Origin of the sequence: Candidatus Poriferisodalis sp., from assembly GCF_965204195.1 — a bacterium.
GTDB lineage: Bacteria > Actinomycetota > Acidimicrobiia > Acidimicrobiales > Poriferisodalaceae > Poriferisodalis.
Genome location: NZ_OZ241975.1, coordinates 3,566,554 through 3,582,124, shown reverse-complemented (window position 1 = coordinate 3,582,124; position 15,571 = coordinate 3,566,554). Strand labels below are relative to the sequence as shown.

General features: G+C 67.2%; 14 protein-coding genes. All 14 read left to right on the top strand.

Features of this window, described 5'->3' with window-relative positions; translation table 11 throughout:
• Nucleotide 1 precedes the first annotated feature (1 nt).
• The 14 genes from ACOGI8_RS16205 (at nucleotide 2) to ACOGI8_RS16140 (ending at nucleotide 15,475) form a co-directional block, all read left to right on the top strand.
• Nucleotides 2-553 carry an NADH-quinone oxidoreductase subunit B gene (locus ACOGI8_RS16205; RefSeq protein WP_419854817.1) on the top strand — a complete coding sequence of 184 codons (552 nt, stop codon included), beginning with the start codon at nucleotides 2-4 and terminating at the stop codon, nucleotides 551-553.
• A gap of 8 nt (nucleotides 554-561) precedes the next feature.
• A complete protein-coding gene (locus tag ACOGI8_RS16200) occupies nucleotides 562-1,293 on the top strand; it encodes an NADH-quinone oxidoreductase subunit C (RefSeq protein ID WP_419854816.1) in 732 nt (243 codons plus the stop codon).
• Nucleotides 1,294-1,357: 64 nt separating this feature from the next.
• Nucleotides 1,358-2,542, top strand: a complete 1,185-nt coding sequence (locus ACOGI8_RS16195) for an NADH-quinone oxidoreductase subunit D (RefSeq protein ID WP_419854815.1) — start codon at nucleotides 1,358-1,360, stop codon at nucleotides 2,540-2,542.
• Nucleotides 2,539-3,591, top strand: coding sequence for an NADH-quinone oxidoreductase subunit NuoH (gene nuoH / locus ACOGI8_RS16190; RefSeq protein WP_419854814.1), 1,053 nt, complete (start codon nucleotides 2,539-2,541; stop codon nucleotides 3,589-3,591). The genes ACOGI8_RS16195 and nuoH overlap by 4 nt, the downstream gene beginning before the upstream one ends.
• Nucleotides 3,592-4,179, top strand: coding sequence for a 4Fe-4S binding protein (locus ACOGI8_RS16185; protein ID WP_419854813.1), 588 nt, complete (start codon nucleotides 3,592-3,594; stop codon nucleotides 4,177-4,179). It abuts the gene before it with no gap.
• 8 nt (nucleotides 4,180-4,187) lie between these two features.
• Nucleotides 4,188-4,682, top strand: a complete 495-nt coding sequence (locus ACOGI8_RS16180) for an NADH-quinone oxidoreductase subunit J (RefSeq protein ID WP_419854812.1) — start codon at nucleotides 4,188-4,190, stop codon at nucleotides 4,680-4,682.
• 16 nt (nucleotides 4,683-4,698) lie between these two features.
• Nucleotides 4,699-4,998 (top strand): NADH-quinone oxidoreductase subunit NuoK, encoded by a 300-nt coding sequence (gene nuoK / locus ACOGI8_RS16175; protein ID WP_419854811.1) that lies wholly within the window; start codon nucleotides 4,699-4,701, stop codon nucleotides 4,996-4,998.
• Nucleotides 4,999-5,008: 10 nt separating this feature from the next.
• Complete coding sequence (gene nuoL / locus ACOGI8_RS16170; RefSeq protein ID WP_419854810.1) at nucleotides 5,009-7,210, top strand: NADH-quinone oxidoreductase subunit L; 2,202 nt, start codon at nucleotides 5,009-5,011, stop codon at nucleotides 7,208-7,210.
• 55 nt (nucleotides 7,211-7,265) lie between these two features.
• Nucleotides 7,266-8,855, top strand: a complete 1,590-nt coding sequence (locus ACOGI8_RS16165) for a complex I subunit 4 family protein (RefSeq protein WP_419854809.1) — start codon at nucleotides 7,266-7,268, stop codon at nucleotides 8,853-8,855.
• Nucleotides 8,856-8,916: 61 nt separating this feature from the next.
• Complete coding sequence (locus ACOGI8_RS16160; protein ID WP_419854808.1) at nucleotides 8,917-10,572, top strand: NADH-quinone oxidoreductase subunit N; 1,656 nt, start codon at nucleotides 8,917-8,919, stop codon at nucleotides 10,570-10,572.
• 36 nt (nucleotides 10,573-10,608) lie between these two features.
• Nucleotides 10,609-11,619, top strand: coding sequence for an SAM-dependent methyltransferase (locus ACOGI8_RS16155; protein ID WP_419854807.1), 1,011 nt, complete (start codon nucleotides 10,609-10,611; stop codon nucleotides 11,617-11,619).
• 157 nt (nucleotides 11,620-11,776) lie between these two features.
• Complete coding sequence (gene acs, locus ACOGI8_RS16150; protein WP_419854806.1) at nucleotides 11,777-13,780, top strand: acetate--CoA ligase; 2,004 nt, start codon at nucleotides 11,777-11,779, stop codon at nucleotides 13,778-13,780.
• Nucleotides 13,781-13,877: 97 nt separating this feature from the next.
• Nucleotides 13,878-14,327, top strand: a complete 450-nt coding sequence (locus ACOGI8_RS16145) for a hypothetical protein (RefSeq protein ID WP_419854805.1) — start codon at nucleotides 13,878-13,880, stop codon at nucleotides 14,325-14,327.
• A gap of 38 nt (nucleotides 14,328-14,365) precedes the next feature.
• On the top strand, nucleotides 14,366-15,475 hold the full coding sequence (locus ACOGI8_RS16140) for a hypothetical protein (RefSeq protein ID WP_419854804.1): 1,110 nt from the start codon (nucleotides 14,366-14,368) through the stop codon (nucleotides 15,473-15,475).
• Nucleotides 15,476-15,571 lie beyond the last annotated feature (96 nt).

Below are 15,571 nucleotides of genomic sequence, written 5' to 3'. Positions count from 1 at the left end.
GATGGCACTGGTCGACAAGGTCAAACTGCCCAAGCCGCTCAGCTGGCTGCTGAACTTCGGCAGGGCCCGCTCGCTGTGGGTGTACCAGTGGGGTCTGGCATGCTGCGCCATCGAGATGGGCGCCGCGTTCGGCTCGCCTCGCTATGACGTCATGCGGCTGGGCGTGATCCCGTTTCCGGCCAGCCCGCGCCAGGCCGATCTGGTGGTGATCTCGGGCACCGTCACCGACAAGATGGCACCGGTCATCCGCCGTCTGTACGAGCAGATGCCCGAGCCCAAGTACGTGATCTCCATGGGGTCGTGCGCCAATTGCGGCGGTCCCTACTGGGACAGCTACTCGGTGACCAAGGGCGTCGATCAGGTCATCCCTGTCGACGTGTACGTGCCGGGCTGCCCGCCGCGGCCCGAAGCCCTGCTGGAGGGCATCGTGCTGCTGCAGGAGCGCATCCAGCGTGAGGACATGCAAGAACGCTGGCGCGGCGAGCCGATCGTGGTTCCTGCGGCCCCGGGACGATCAGACCCAGCGTCGGCTGTCTCGGCGGGATCGGCGTAGGCAGAACGATGGCCGACGAGACCGACGACGCCCAATCTGGCGACGACGCAGCGCCGGGCGACGAGGCCCGCGAAGCGCTCGCGGCCGAGTTGTCCGAGCTGCTGGGCGACGCAGTGATTGAGACCCACATCGAAACCGGCCAGAACCTCTGGCTGCGCATCGAAGTCGAGCACTGGCGGACCGCGCTCGCGGCGCTGCGTGAGCACGGCTTCGTCTACTTCGGCTTCCTGTCGGCCATCGACTGGTCGGACGCACCCGAAGGCCGCTACGAGGACACCGAATTCGATGCCGCCGGCATCGGCGAGGACGACGACGCAACCAGCGCCACGGCCGCCGAGACCGTTCGGCGGGGCGGCGGCGAGACCCGCTTCCAGTTGCTCGCCCAGCTCCATGCGCCGGCACGGCACGCCGCTGTCCTCATCAAGGCCGACCTGCCCGACACCGACGGCACCCCCGCCACGGTGCCGTCGATCGTCGATGTCTTCGCCGGCGCCGATTGGCACGAGCGCGAAGCCCACGAGATGTTCGGCATCGTCTTCGACGGGCACCCCAATCTGGCGCACATCTACCTGCCCACCGAATTCGAGGGCCACCCGCTGCGCAAGGACTTCCCGCTACTGGCCCGTGCCGTCAAACCGTGGCCGGGCGTGGTCGACATCGAGGAGATCCCGCCCGAGCTCGAAGCGCAGCTCGAGGCCGAGGTGATGGCCGAGTTCGAGGCGTCTGGAGCGGGCGCGTGAGTCCCGTCATCGTGGCACCGGCTGTGTCCGATGGCGCTCGCAAGCTCGCGTCTGGAGCGGGCGCATGAGTCCCCCGCCGACGGCATCCGCCCTGCGTGAGCAACAGGCGTACGTGGCGGCGCAGGCCGCCGACGCCCGGGTGAACGTCGAGCTCGACACCGGCGACATGACGCTCAACATCGGCCCGCAGCACCCCGCCACGCACGGCACGCTGCGCATCGCCTGCCAGCTCGACGGCGAGCAGGTCATCTCCGCCGAGCCGCTGATGGGCTACATGCACCGCGGCTACGAGAAGCTCTGCGAGGTCCGCACGTTCCCGCAGTGCACCACGCTGATCAACCGCATCGACTGGCTCGGCAGCTTCGCCAACGAGGTGCCGTTCATCCTCGCCGCCGAGCAGCTCATGGGCATCGAGGCCCCGCCCCGTGCCCAGTGGATCCGCACCATCCTGTTCGAGCTCAGCCGGATCGCCAACGTGTCGCTGTTCCTGGGCGACATGGGCGTGCAGGTAGGTGCCCTCACCCCGGTGTTCTTCGCCTTCCGCGACCGCGAGCGGGTGCTCAACCAGATCGAGGCGGTGACCGGCGGCCGGTTCCATCCCAACTTCGACCGCATCGGCGGACTCAAGGACGACCTGCCACGGGGCTGGATCGACGAGACCCACGCCGTGATGGCCAAGATGCGGGGCTTCTGCGACGAGATGGAAGACCTGTTGATGGGCAACGAGATCTTCCAGACCCGCTGCCGCAGCGTGGGCGTCATCCCGGGTGACGTGGCGCTCAGCTACGGCCTGTCTGGCGCCAACCTGCGGGCCAGCGGCGTCGACTGGGACCTGCGCCGTGACGCCAACCCGGGCCTGGCCTGGGACGAGGTCGACTGGCGGGTGTGGACCCATCCCGACGGCGACTCGTTCGCTCGCTACTGGGTGCGGCTGCAGGAGACCCGCGAGGCCACCAAGATCGTCGATCAGCTGCTCGACAGCATTCCCGCCGGGCCGATCATGGCGAAGGTGCCGCGCATCATCAAGGTGCCGGCCGGCGAGGCGTATGTCTCCACCGAGAACCCGCTCGGCGAGATGGGCTACTACGTGGTGTCCAAGGGCGGGCTGGAGCCGTTCCGGGTGAAGATCCGCACCCCCAGCTTCAGCAACATCTCGGTCGTGCCGTGGGTGATGCGTGGCACCTACGTGCCCGACATCATCACCATCCTCGGATCGCTCTACTTCATCCTCGGGGATATTGACCGGTGACGGGCCTGACGGCGATCGATGTGTCGGGCGCGCTCGGCTTGGCGTACTGGGCAGAGACCAGCATCAAGCTGGGCGTCGCGCTCATCGTCATCCCGACAGCCGCGCTGCTGCTCGGCTACCTGTTCCTGCTGAAGATGATGGCGTTCATGCAGAGCCGGCTCGGCCCTCAAGACGTCGGCCCCTACGGCACGCTGCAGCTCATCGCCGACGCGGTCAAGTTCCTGCAGAAGGAAGACATCCACCCCGCCGCCGCCGATCGGCGAGTCTTCCGGGCCGCCCCGGTGGTGGTGCTGGCGTCGTCGTTCCTGCTCTTTGTGGTGCTGCCCACCGGCCCCGACGCGGTGGTGGAGAACCTCGACACGGGGATCTTCTACGCAATGGCGGTCTCGTCGCTGTCGGTGCTGGGCGTGCTGATGGCGGGCTGGGCGTCGGCCAACAAGTACGCCTTGCTCGGCGGCCTGCGGGCGGCTGGCCAGCTCATCGCATACGAGTTGCCGCTGATCCTGGCCGTCATGGGCGTGGTCATCCAGGCCGACTCGCTCAATTTGCAGGAGATCGTGCGTGCCCAGGCCGAGGGCGAGATCTTCGGCTTCGGCCTCATCGGCAACCCGTTCATCCTGACGCAGTTCATCGGCTTTCTGATCTTCATGATCTCCGCCCAGGCCGAGCTGACCCAGACGCCGTTCGACATGCCCGTGGCCGAGACCGAACTCGTCGGCGGCTTCCATGTGGAGTACACGGGCTTCCGCTTCCTGCTGTTCTTCATGGCCGAAGTGGCCACGGCGTTCGCCTTCTCGGCGCTCGCCACCGTGATGTTCCTGGGCGGTTGGTGGATCCCCGGCTTCGACTTCAACGCGCCGGTGCTCAACGTGCTCGGCCCGGTCGTGATGCTCGTGAAGATCCTGGTGGTGGCCTTCATCATCTTCTGGATCCGCTTCACCTACCCCCGCCTGCGTGAAGACCAGCTCCAGAAGTTCGCCTGGAAGGTCCTCATCCCGCTCTCGCTCGCGAACATCGTCGTGACCGGAATCTTCAAGGTGGTGCTGTAGATGCCACAACTTCCCGGACTGCTGAAAGGCCTTGGCGTGACGGCGCGCACCGCGATGCGCACGCTGTTCCCCAAGCGGGGCATGCGCACGCTCATCCCTGCTCCCCAGCAGGGCTCGGTGACCGTGCAGTACCCGCACGAGAAGGAAGCCCCGCCCGATCGGGCACGGGGCGTGATCGCCCTGCACGAGGAGAACTGCACGGCCTGCATGCTGTGCTCGCGTTCGTGCCCCGACTGGTGCATCTACATCGAGGGACACAAGGTGAAGGCCCCGCCCCGGCGGGCCGGCGGTGCGGTGCGCTCGGTCAACGTGGTCGACCGGTTCGACATCGACTACGCGCTGTGCATGTACTGCGGCATCTGCGTGGAGGTGTGCCCGTTCGACGCGCTGTTCTGGTCGCCCGAATACGAGTACTCCGAGCCGCACATCGCAGATCTGCTGCACGACCGGATCCGCCTCAGCGAGTGGATGGAGACCGTGCCGGAGTTTCTCGACTACGAGCCCGGCTCGGAGCAGAAGGTGCGCAAGGTTCCCGAATTCGGCATTGATGACTTCGCGCCCGCGCGCAAGCTCGAGGCGGGGAGCTAGGACGCCCGATGCTTGCGCAGAACATCGCCTTCGGCATCATCGCGGCCATCACCGTGGCGGCCGCGCTGGGGATGGTGACGACGCGCAACATCGTGCACGCAGCCCTGTTCCTGGTGGCTGTGCTGGGCGGTCTCGCAGCCAACTACGTGCTCCTCACCGCCGAATTCATTGCCACCACGCAGGTGCTCGTCTACATCGGCGCCGTGATGGTGCTGTTCCTGTTCGGCATCATGCTGACCCGGGCGCCGATCGGGCGAATACCCCAGATGACCGGGGCCACTTGGCCGGTTGCCGCACTGTCGGCGCTGGCCTTGGGCGGCATCACCGTGTATGCCCTCATCGACCGCTTCGGCACCGACTCGCTGGCCACCGACAACACGGTGTTCCGCACGGCTGACGTGTCCGACTCGGTCTTCTCCCAATACATCATCCCGTTCGAAGCCGTCTCGGTGCTTCTGCTGGCCGCACTGATAGGCGCCGTCGTGCTGGCGCGCAGGGACTGAGGCGGGGGTTGAGTTCATGTTGCTGAACCAGTTCCTGCTGCTCGGTGCCTTGCTGTTTGCCGTCGGCGTCTACGGCGTGCTGGCGCGCCGCAACGGCGTGATGGTGCTGATGTCGATCGAGCTGATGCTGAACGCCGTCAACCTCAACCTGGTGGCGTTCGGGCTGCAGCACGACGTGGTGTCGGGGCAGGTCTTCGCCCTGTTCATCATTGCGGTCGCAGCGGCCGAGGTCGGCGTGGGCCTGGCCATCGTGCTGCTGCTGTATCGCAACCGCAAGTCGATCGCGGTCGACGAGTTCGACCTGATGAAGGGCTGAGCGCGCGCGTATGGACTGGATTCTGGAGAACGCGTTTCTCATCCCGCTGATCCCGGCGGTCTCGTTCCTCGTCATCCTGCTGTTCGGCCGCAGCGTCATCGGCGTCGAGCGGGTCCACAAGGTGGGCATCACCGCCGTGGGCATCGTGTGGGTGCTCTCGATGATCGCGGCGGTCTCGTGGATCACCCGGGTGGAAGACAGCACTGCGTCCAAGTCCGGCGACACCGAGCACGCCCAGATCGCAGTCAACGAGGGGCTGAGCGCTTCAAGCGCCGGCGGGCTTGACGGCGAGCTGCATCTCGCTGCCGAAGACGACGGCCACGGCGGCGACGGACATGGCTACGCCACCACCAAGCCAGTCGAACCCAAGATCGAAGGCTGGTGGTCGAGCGGAGGCGCCAGCTTTGCCATTGGCACATTGGTGGACGGCCAGACGGTGCTGCTGCTGATCGTGGTGACGTCGATCTCGTTGCTGGTGCACATCTATTCCAGCGAGTACGTCAAGGGCGACCGGCGATTCGTCCATTACTACGCCTTCCTGAGCCTGTTCACCGCCTCGATGCTCTTCTTCGTCATGGCCCAGAACCTGGTCCAGATGATCGTGGGCTGGGAGCTGGTGGGCGTGTGCAGCTTCGTGCTGATCGGGCATTGGTGGGAGGAACGCCCCAACACCGACGCGGCCGTGAAGGCCTTCCTGACGAACCGTGTCGGCGACATCGGCCTGCTGGTCGGCGTCATCATCCTGTTCGGCGAGTTCGAAACGTTCAGCATTCACGACATCAACACGGAGATCGGCTTAGCGAGCCAAGGCTCAGGCCCCCACCCGGAGCACTTCGCCCTGCTGATGGCGTCGATCGCGCTGATGGCGGCGGTGTGCTCCAAGTCGGGACAGTTCCCGCTGCACACGTGGCTGCCCGACGCCATGGCCGGGCCCACCCCGGTCTCCGCGCTGATTCATGCCGCGACCATGGTCGTGGCGGGCGTGTTCATGATCGGCCGGCTGTACCCGGTGTTCTTCGAGGGATTCTCCATCGGCACCTCGTCGATCAACCTGATGGCGTTCATCGGCGGCTTCACTGCGCTGATCGGCGCCGGGCTGGCCTTCGCCCAGTGGGACATCAAGAAGGTGCTGGCCTACAGCACCGTCAGCCAGCTCGGCTACATGGTGATGGCGCTGGGCGTGGGCGCCTGGACCGCCGCCATGTTCCACCTGTTCACGCACGCCTTCTTCAAGGCCTGCCTGTTCCTGGGGGCCGGCTCGGTCAGCCACGCCGCCCACCACACCTTCGACATGCGCGAGATGGGCGGCCTGCGCAAGTACATGCCGCACACCTACAAGACGTTCGTGATCGCGACGCTGGCGCTGGCGGGCGTGTTCCCGTTCGCGGGCTTCTGGTCGAAAGACGAGATCCTGCTCGGGGCCTTAGCGGGGCAAGAGAGCTGGTACCCGCTGATGCTGATCTTCGGCTGCGTGGTGGCGCTGCTCACCGCCGCCTACATGACCCGGGTGATCTGGTACACGTTCTGGGGCGAGTACCGGGGCCATGGCCACCCGCACGAGTCGCCCAAGGTGATGACTGTGCCGTTGTGGATCCTGGCGGTCATGGCAGTGGTGGCCGGTGTGTTCAACCTGCCGACGCCGGTGATGAGGGTGTTCGGTCTCGAAGGCTTCGCGCATCTGGTGCAGACCTACGCCGAGCCCACCCACTACCTGAATGCGGTCGGGCTGTCGCACCCCGACCCGTCGTTCTGGCTGGCACTCGTGGGCCTCGGGCTGGCGCTGACCGGCATCGCCATCACGTTCATGTACTTCTGGCGCAACGCGGGGCCGCACGGGCTCACCGAGCGGAACCGCTACGCCAAGGCGGGGTACACCTTCCTCGAGCAGAAGTACTACCTCGACCACCTCTACACCGACATCGTGATCGGCTCGATCAAGAGGCCTATCGCCCGGGCCGCGAACTGGTTCAACGACAACGTGATCGACCTGGTGGTCAACCGTGCCGGCGAGGGGGCACGCGACAGCGGCCGCTGGGTGTACCGCTGGATCGACCAGGGCACCATCGACAACACCGTCAACGCGCTCGGCAGCGGTGCCGATGCGGGCGGTCAGGGTCTGCGGGTGATGCAGACCGGCAAGGTCCAGAACTACGGCTCGCTGCTGTTCGGCACAGCGGCCGTGGTCGCCATCGTCTTCGTGATCGTGCTGTGAGCAGTGAGATGACGCAGGCAAACAGACAGAGTCGTAACCGAGAGGGAGCTTCCTAGTGGACGCAACTGGATTCGAAGCTTGGGCGCTGACGCTCGCGGTGTTCCTGCCAGCCGTCGGCGCGCTCGTGATGATGGCGGTGCCGCGCGCTCGCGAACTCGAGCTGAAGACGATTGCGCTGGGTGCCTCGCTGGCGTCGCTGGCGGTCGGCGTGTACTTGCTGTTCGCCTTCGACTACGGCAGGGCGGGCGAGCTGCAGTTCGGCGTGCACAAGGGCTGGATCGACGCGATCAACGCCGACTACATCCTGGGGCTCGACGGGCTGTCGCTGCCGCTGCTGATCCTGTCGATGGTGATCATCCCGCTGTGCGTGATCTACTCGTGGGAGCACATCCCCGAGCCGGGCAACGCCAAGGCCTTCCTGATCCTGATGCTGATCCTGGCATCGGGCATGAACGGCACCTTCGTGGCGCAGGACCTCATCTTGTTCTTCGTCTTCTTCGAGGTCGTGCTGCTGCCGATGTACTTCATGATCGGCGTGTGGGGCGGCGAGAACCGTCGCTACGCCTCGCTGAAGTTCTTCCTGTTCACGCTGTTCGGCTCGGCGCTGATGATCGTGAGCTTCGTGGCGTTGTACTTCGTGGCCACGAACAAAGCCGGGACGGCGTTGAACACGTTCGACATGCAGGCGCTCGCGGATGCCGCCGGCGGCGACCTGGCCCGGGGCACCCAAGCAATCATCTTCGCGGGCCTGTTCATGGGTTTCGGCATCAAGGTGCCGATGTTCCCCTTCCACACGTGGCTGCCCGACGCGCATACCGAGGCGCCCACTGTGGGCTCGGTGATCCTGGCGGCCATCCTGCTGAAGCTCGGCACCTACGGCTTCGTGCGGATCGCCCTGCCGTTCCTGCCCGAAGGCGCCGCGGCGTGGGCGCCCTGGATCGGCCTGCTGGCGGTGATCGGCATCATCTACGGCGCCTTGGGCTGCCTGGCGCAGACCGACATGAAGCGCCTCATCGCGTTCAGCTCGGTGGCGCACATGGGCTTCGTGATGCTGGGCATTGCCACGCTCACCCCGATCGGCATCAATGCCGCAGTGTTCGGCATGGTGGCCCACGGGATCATCACCGGGATGCTGTTCTTCTTGGCCGGTTCGGTGAAGGAGCGCTACCACACGCTCGAGATCAGCCGGCTGGGCGGCCTGCTGAAATCGGCCCCACGGATGGGCTGGATTCTGGCCATCTCCGCCATGGCATCGCTCGGTCTGCCGGGCCTGGCGGGCTTCTGGGGTGAGTTCCCGGCGATCCTGTCCGCCTACGCCCCCGGTGCGGGCCTCTCTGAGGGGCTGTTCCGCACCTACATGGTGATCGCCGCCGTGGGCACGGTGTTCGCTGCCGGCTACCTGCTGTGGCTGTTCCAGCGCAGCGCGTTCGGCGAGCCCAAGCCCGAATGGGAAGGCCACACAATCGCCGATGTGAACCGCTACGAGTGGGCCGCATGGACGCCGCTCATCATCGCGATGGTGCTCTTCGGCTGGGTCCCCGGGCTGATCTTCGGCATGGTCGACGGTGTTTCCGTCGACATTGCCTGCGACATCGGCGAGGCAGTGGGGACAGTGGTCGAGGACTGCGAATGGGAGACCGGGTGAAGCGTGGCTGGGTTCGCCGGTGTGAGACGACGGTCGAGGCAGTCGTGAGGCGGTGCCGACGATGAACCTTGGTTCGATGCTCGCGTTTGTGCGGCCGGATCTTGACTGGCACGCGCTCGCGCCCGAATTGACCCTGCTCGCGGTCGGCACGCTGGTGACCGTCGCCGACATCGCGCTCGACGACAAGGCCAAGCGGATGATGCCGACGCTCGCCGGCATCGGTCTGCTGGTCACGCTCGTGCCGATCCTGACGCTGGCGGTGGACGGCGCTGAGCGACCCATGTTCGGCGGGGCCTACGTAGTCGACGACTTCTCGCTGGTGCTCAAGGCGCTGTTCATCTTGGTCGGCTACGTGGTCGTGCTCATGTCGGTCGACTATGTGCGCGAGGGCGACTACTACGAGAACGAGTACTACACGCTGCTGCTGACGTCGCTGCTGGGCATGGTGATGATGGCCAGCTCGCGAGACCTGGTGAGCGTGTTCGTGGCGCTGGAGCTGCTGTCGATCCCGGCGTACATGCTGGCTGCTTGGCGCAAGGGCGGGCCGCGGTCCAACGAGGCCGGCTTGAAGTACTACCTGATGGGGGTCTTTGCCTCGGCGGTGATGCTGTACGGCATGTCGCTGGTGTTCGGCGTGGCCGGCGACACCGATTTCGGCACCATTGCTGCCGCGCTGACGGGCGAGGGCGCAAGCCCGATCGTCATCGTGGCGATCCTGTTCGTGCTGATCGGCTTTGCCTTCAAGGTGTCGGCGGTGCCGTTCCACACCTGGGCGCCCGACACCTACGAGGGTGCCCCGACGCCGGTGACGGCGTTCCTGTCGGTGGCGTCGAAGGCAGCGGGCTTTGTGGCGCTGCTGGGACTCGTGTTTGTGGCCTTCGAGGGGGCTGCCGATGTGGTGCAGCCGTTCTTCTGGGTGCTGGCCGCGGTGACGATGACCGTCGGCAACCTGATCGCGCTGCGCCAGACGAACATCGTGCGGATGCTGGCCTACTCGGGCGTGGCGCAGGGCGGCTTCATGCTGGCGCCCTTCGCCGTGGCGTTCGAAGACGACGCCTGGCAATTGCCGGGCACCGACATCATCACGACGCCCTACTTCGCGATTGTCGTGTATGCCGTCATCTATGCCTTCATGAACTTGGGCGCGTTCAGCGTGGTGCTGGCAGTGTCGCGGCGGACCCGCTCAGGCGAGATCTCGAGCTATGGCGGGCTGTTCAGCTACGCGCCGGGCATGGCAGTGCTGATGACGCTGTTCCTGGCGGCCCTGGCCGGCATACCGCCGGCGAGCGGTTGGTTCGCCAAGTTCGTTGTCTTCTGGGCCCTCGCCGGTGCGGGTACGCCCGCCGGTTGGGTGCTCGCCGTCATCGTGGCCGTCAACGCGGTGATCGCCTTCGGCTACTACGCCCGGGTGCTGGTGCAGATGTGGTTCCAGCCGGTGCCCGAGACGGTGGCGTTGGGCGTCGATTCTGGGGGCGACGACGGCGACGAGCTCGACGTCGCCGATGCGACGGCCGAGCAGGACGAGCACGGCGATGCATGGTTGGCCACCGAGACTCGTCAGGCCACGATGGTGCGCTTCACCCCGGGGCGGATCCCGATGACCGGAGCACTGGCCGCCGCGCTGGCGATCACTGCGATCGCCACCGTGGCGTTCGGCGTTCTCCCGGGTCTGGTGAGTCACTTCGGCGACGTGGCAACATTCCACTTCGGCGGCTGAGCACTGGCCGGGTGCATGGTCCCGGCGCCCAGTCGCATGCCTGACATCCGTCGCTTCGACGAGTTCATGGATGAGGCGCTGTATGGCGCTTCGGGTTTCTACGTGCGCGGAGGACGACCGGCGGCTCAAGGCGGCGATTTTGCGACATCACCCGAGCTGGGCACGCTGTTCGCCCAGAGCATCGCCGGTTACCTGGATCGCACATGGGATGACTTGGGCCGGCCCAGTCCACTCGTAGTGGTCGAGGGCGGCGCCGGCCGCGGGACGCTGTGCCGCGATGTGCTCGCGCACGTCGAGGAGTGCAGCGACGCACTGCAGTACGTGATGGTCGAGCGCGTGGCGCGCCAGCGCGCCGAGGCGCTGGAGGCAATCGGCGAGTCCCAGCCCGTCCGCGCAGCGCCGGATCTTCCCGATGGCCCCTTCGTGGGCGTCGTGCTCGCCAACGAGCTGCTCGACAACCTGCCGTTCCGCTTGCTGGAACGCTCAGAGGCTGGCTGGCAGGAGATACATGTGGCGCCCGAAGGTTCCGCCGAAGTGCTGCGGGAGGCGCCTGCCGATGCGGCGGCGATGGCCGAGACGTTGGCGCCGGGCGCCGCACCGGGTGCGCGCGTGCCACTGCAGCTGAAAGCGGCGGTCTGGGTCCGCCGGGCGCTGCGATCGCTCGAGCGAGGCCGGCTGCTGATGTTCGACTACGGCGTGCGCCGCACTACCGAGCTGGCACAGCGTCCGCAGAGCGAGTGGCTGCGCACCTACCGGTCCCAACGCCGTGGACAGAACCCGCTGCATGCGCCAGGCACCGCAGACATCACCTGCGACGTGGCCTTCGACCAGCTGCCGCCCGGTGCGACGTTGAGCACTCAGGTCGATTGGCTTATTGGGGCCGGCATCGAGTCCATGACGGCGAAGGCGCGGGCACGCTGGCAACGAAGCCGATCCAACCCGACGGCCGACACTTTTGCCGCCCGGACGCTGCTCGACGAAGCAGCCGCGCTCACCGACCCCGGCGGCATGGGCGCCTTCTGGGCCGCCGAGTGGCGAGTCGGCTGAGCGCCGGCAACCAGCCCGCCGGCCGACCGGCACGCACGTGAGGCGTCGGACGGAGGCCCACTACTCTGCGAATCTGGCTGAGCAGGTCCGGGCTTTGCACGCGACGCTGGCCCGAGCCGCACTCGCACACCGCCTGCACGACGAGACAGGGGCACCGATGGCTGACACGAGCACCGAGGCGACGATCGAGGACTACTACGTCGAAGACCGTGTCTTCGAGCCCGCGGGCAGCTTCCGCTCGGCGGCGCTGACCGCAGACCGGTCGCTGTACGACGAGGCTGCCGCGGACCGGTTGGAGTTCTGGGCCCGCCAGGCCCGCGAGCACGTCACCTGGTTCAACGACTTCCACACCGTGCTCGAGTGGGATCTGCCGTTCGCGAAGTGGTTCTTGGGCGGCACGCTCAACGTGTCGTACAACTGCCTCGACCGCCACGTCGACGCCGGCCGCGGCGACAAGGTGGCCTACTGGTGGGAAGGCGAGCCCGGCGACACCCGCACCATCACCTATGCCGACCTGCTCGACGAGGTGTGCCAGTTCGCCAACGTGCTGAAAGGCCTTGGCGTGCAGCGGGGCGACCGTGTGTGCATCTACATGCCGATGATCCCCGAGCTGCCGGTGGCGATGCTGGCCTGCGCCCGCATCGGCGCCGCCCACTCGGTGGTGTTCGGCGGGTTCTCCGCCGACTCGCTGTCGGACCGCATCGACGACGCGTCGGCCAAGCTGCTCATCACCGCCGACGGCGGCTACCGGCGCGGCGAGCCCTTCGGCCTGAAAGACACCGCCGACGCCTCGGTCGAGGCCACCACCACTATCGAGAACGTGGTCGTCGTGCGGCGCACCGGCCAGGACGTCTCCTGGAACGACAGCGTCGACCACTGGTACCACGACCTGATGGAGGGCGCTTCGGCCGACTGCCCGCCCGAGCACATGGACTCCGAGGACCTGCTGTACCTGCTGTACACGTCTGGCACCACGGCCAAGCCCAAGGGCATCATGCACACCACCGGCGGTTACCTCACCCAAGTGGCGTTCACGCACCGCTATGTGTTCGACCTCAAGCCCGACGTCGACGTTTTCTGGTGCGCGGCCGACATCGGCTGGGTGACCGGTCACAGCTACATCGTGTACGGGCCGCTCGCCAATGGCGCCTCGTCGGTGATGTACGAGGGCACGCCCGACACTCCGCGCCCCGAATTCCGCGACGGAGACCGGGCGAGCTGGCCCAAGGACCGGCTGTGGGACATCATCGAGCGCTACGGCGTGACCCAGCTCTACACGGCCCCCACCGCCATCCGCACCTTCATGAAGTGGGGCGCGACCGAGGTCGAGCGGCACGACCTGTCCAGCCTGCGTGTGCTCGGCACGGTCGGCGAGCCCATCAACCCCGAGGCCTGGATGTGGTACCACACACACATCGGCGGGGGCACCTGCCCCATCGTGGACACGTGGTGGCAGACCGAGACCGGCGGCCACATGATCACCCCGCTGCCGGGCGTCACCACCACCAAGCCCGGCTCGGCAACCCACGCGTTGCCGGGCATCACGGTGGAGCTGGTGGACGACGCCGGCAACCCGGTCCAACGGGGCGGCGGCTACCTGACCATTACCGAGCCGTGGCCGTCGATGCTGCGGGGCATCTGGGGCGATCCCGAGCGCTACCGCGAGACCTACTGGAGCACGTACGAAGGCCGCTACTTCGCCGGCGACGGCGCCAAGCTCGACGACGACGGCTACCTGTGGCTGCTCGGCCGTGTCGACGACGTGATGAACGTCTCGGGCCACCGCATCTCCACCACCGAGGTGGAGTCGGCGCTGGTCGACCACCCGTCGGTGGCCGAGGCCGCCGTGGTAGGCGCAACCGACGCCACCACCGGCCAGGCCATCGTGGGCTACGTGATCTTGCGAGGCGGCCACGACGCCACCGATGAGCTGCGCGCCGAAGTACGCCAGCACGTCGCAACCAAGCTCGGCGCGATCGCACGGCCCAAGGCGGTAGTGCTGGTGCCGGACCTGCCCAAGACCCGCTCGGGCAAGATCATGCGCCGCCTGCTGCGCGACGTGGCCGAGGGCCGCCAGCTTGGCGACACCACCACGCTGGCCGACGCGGGCGTGGTGGAGGAGATCCGCACCCGCGCAGCCGAAGCCCCCAGCGAAGACTGAGCTGGAAATGGCGAAGGGCCCGAGGCACAGGCGAACCTTTGCCGCGTCGGTTTCCGAGGGGGACTGGCCGGCGTACTGGTGGTGGCGGGATGGGCCGGTGCCGCCGGGCGACTGCGTGATCGTCGACATCGACGGTGTGCTGGCCGATGCCGCCCACCGCCAGCATCACCTCGACGGCCCGTGGCGCGACTGGGACTCGTTCTTCGCCGACGTGGGCGACGACGACGTGCTCGACGAGGTCTTCGAGCTGCTCGTGCTGCTGAATCCCGAGCTGGTGGTGGTAGCCCTCACCTCGCGGCCGACGTGGGTGTCGGGCGCCACCCTCGACTGGCTCGTCAAGCACAAGGTCCGCTGGGATCTGCTCATCATGCGCCCGATGGGCGACTTCAGCCCGTCGCCGCTGTTCAAGGGCGAGCAGACCCAAGCGCTGCTGGAGTGCGGCTACACCCCCCGCCTCGCCATCGACGACGACATGCGCAACGTCCGCATGTACCGCGACCTCGACCTGCCGACGCTCTACATCGACAGCGGCTACCACCCCCACTAGCCCCGCCGTGATGACTGCGGACCTGACAGCATGAGCCGGTGACTCGCACAGCGCTGGTGATCGGCGGCACGGGGCCGACGGGGCCTGGCGTGGTGAACGGGCTGTTCGAGCGCGGGTATGACATCACGGTCCTGCACACCGGGCGTCACGAGGTCGACACCCTCCCGCCCGAGACCGAGGTCCCGCACATCCACACCAACCCGTTCCGCATCGCCGAGGTGGAAGAGGCCCTCGGCAACGCCACCTTCGATGTCGTGTATGCCATGTACGGCCGGCTGCGCGACCTGGCGCCGTACTTCGTCGGCCGCTGCGGGCAGTTCATCGCCGTCGGCGGGATCCCCGTCTACAAGGGCTATGCACGCCCGGCGCAGAACTGGCCACGCGGCCTGCTCACCCCGCTGCGCGAGTCGGCCGATCGAGCGGTCAACGACGCCAACGACAAGGTGGCCAAGATCGTCGCCACCGAGGACGTGCTGTTCGAGCACCACCCCGACGCCACCATCTTCCGCTACCCGCTCATCTACGGACCCGGCCAGATCAACCCCCGCGAGTGGCTGATCGTGCGGCGGATCATCGACGGCCGTCGCCGGATCATCGTGGCCGATGGCGGCCTCACGCTGCGCGCTGCGGCGTACGGCCCGAATGCCGGCCACGCCCTCACGCTGGCCGCAGATCATCCTGAGACTGCCGCCGGCAAGGCGTACAACATCAGCGACGAGCACACCCTGACAGCCCGCCAGACCATTGAGGTGATCGCGGCTGCGCTCGATGTCGAACTCGACATCGTCAACCTGCCCGGCGACCTGGCGACGCCTGCGCGTCCCTTCCTCGGGGAGGAGGAATCGCTGCACCGGTCGATGGCGCCCGACCTGATGATCGCCGAGCTCGGCTACCGCGACAAGGTCGGCGTTGTCGAGGCGGTCGGCATGACGGCCCGCGACCTGTACGACAACCCGGTCAGGCGTGGCAGCACGAAGGAGCGGCGCATGCAGGACCCCTTCGACTACGACGCCGAGGACGCCATCATCGACGCGTACCGCTCATCCATCGGCAAAGCCGCCGAACTGGCCGCGGCCTACGACCCCGACTTCCGGGGCCGCTACAGCCCTGGCTCGGACGACTGGCGCCTCGTCGACGCCAAGAACTGATCGCGCCGTCGTTGCCTCGGCCAGCCCCGCCACCGCCGTCGCCCTGTCCGGCCGGCTCCCGCGACCGCGGCCACATCAGCCGTCACTAGCCTGATT

Bases quoted from the DNA above. Each gene is read 5' to 3' on its own strand.
- acs (WP_419854806.1), top strand. From the start codon at position 11,777: ATGGCTGACACGAGCACCGAGGCGACGATCGAGGACTACTACGTCGAA.
- ACOGI8_RS16185 (WP_419854813.1), top strand. From the start codon at position 3,592: ATGCCACAACTTCCCGGACTGCTGAAAGGCCTTGGCGTGACGGCGCGC.
- ACOGI8_RS16160 (WP_419854808.1), top strand. From the start codon at position 8,917: ATGAACCTTGGTTCGATGCTCGCGTTTGTGCGGCCGGATCTTGACTGG.
- ACOGI8_RS16195 (WP_419854815.1), top strand. From the start codon at position 1,358: ATGAGTCCCCCGCCGACGGCATCCGCCCTGCGTGAGCAACAGGCGTAC.
- nuoK (WP_419854811.1), top strand. From the start codon at position 4,699: ATGTTGCTGAACCAGTTCCTGCTGCTCGGTGCCTTGCTGTTTGCCGTC.
- ACOGI8_RS16200 (WP_419854816.1), top strand. From the start codon at position 562: ATGGCCGACGAGACCGACGACGCCCAATCTGGCGACGACGCAGCGCCG.
- nuoL (WP_419854810.1), top strand. From the start codon at position 5,009: ATGGACTGGATTCTGGAGAACGCGTTTCTCATCCCGCTGATCCCGGCG.
- ACOGI8_RS16155 (WP_419854807.1), top strand. From the start codon at position 10,609: ATGCCTGACATCCGTCGCTTCGACGAGTTCATGGATGAGGCGCTGTAT.
- ACOGI8_RS16180 (WP_419854812.1), top strand. From the start codon at position 4,188: ATGCTTGCGCAGAACATCGCCTTCGGCATCATCGCGGCCATCACCGTG.
- ACOGI8_RS16205 (WP_419854817.1), top strand. From the start codon at position 2: ATGGCACTGGTCGACAAGGTCAAACTGCCCAAGCCGCTCAGCTGGCTG.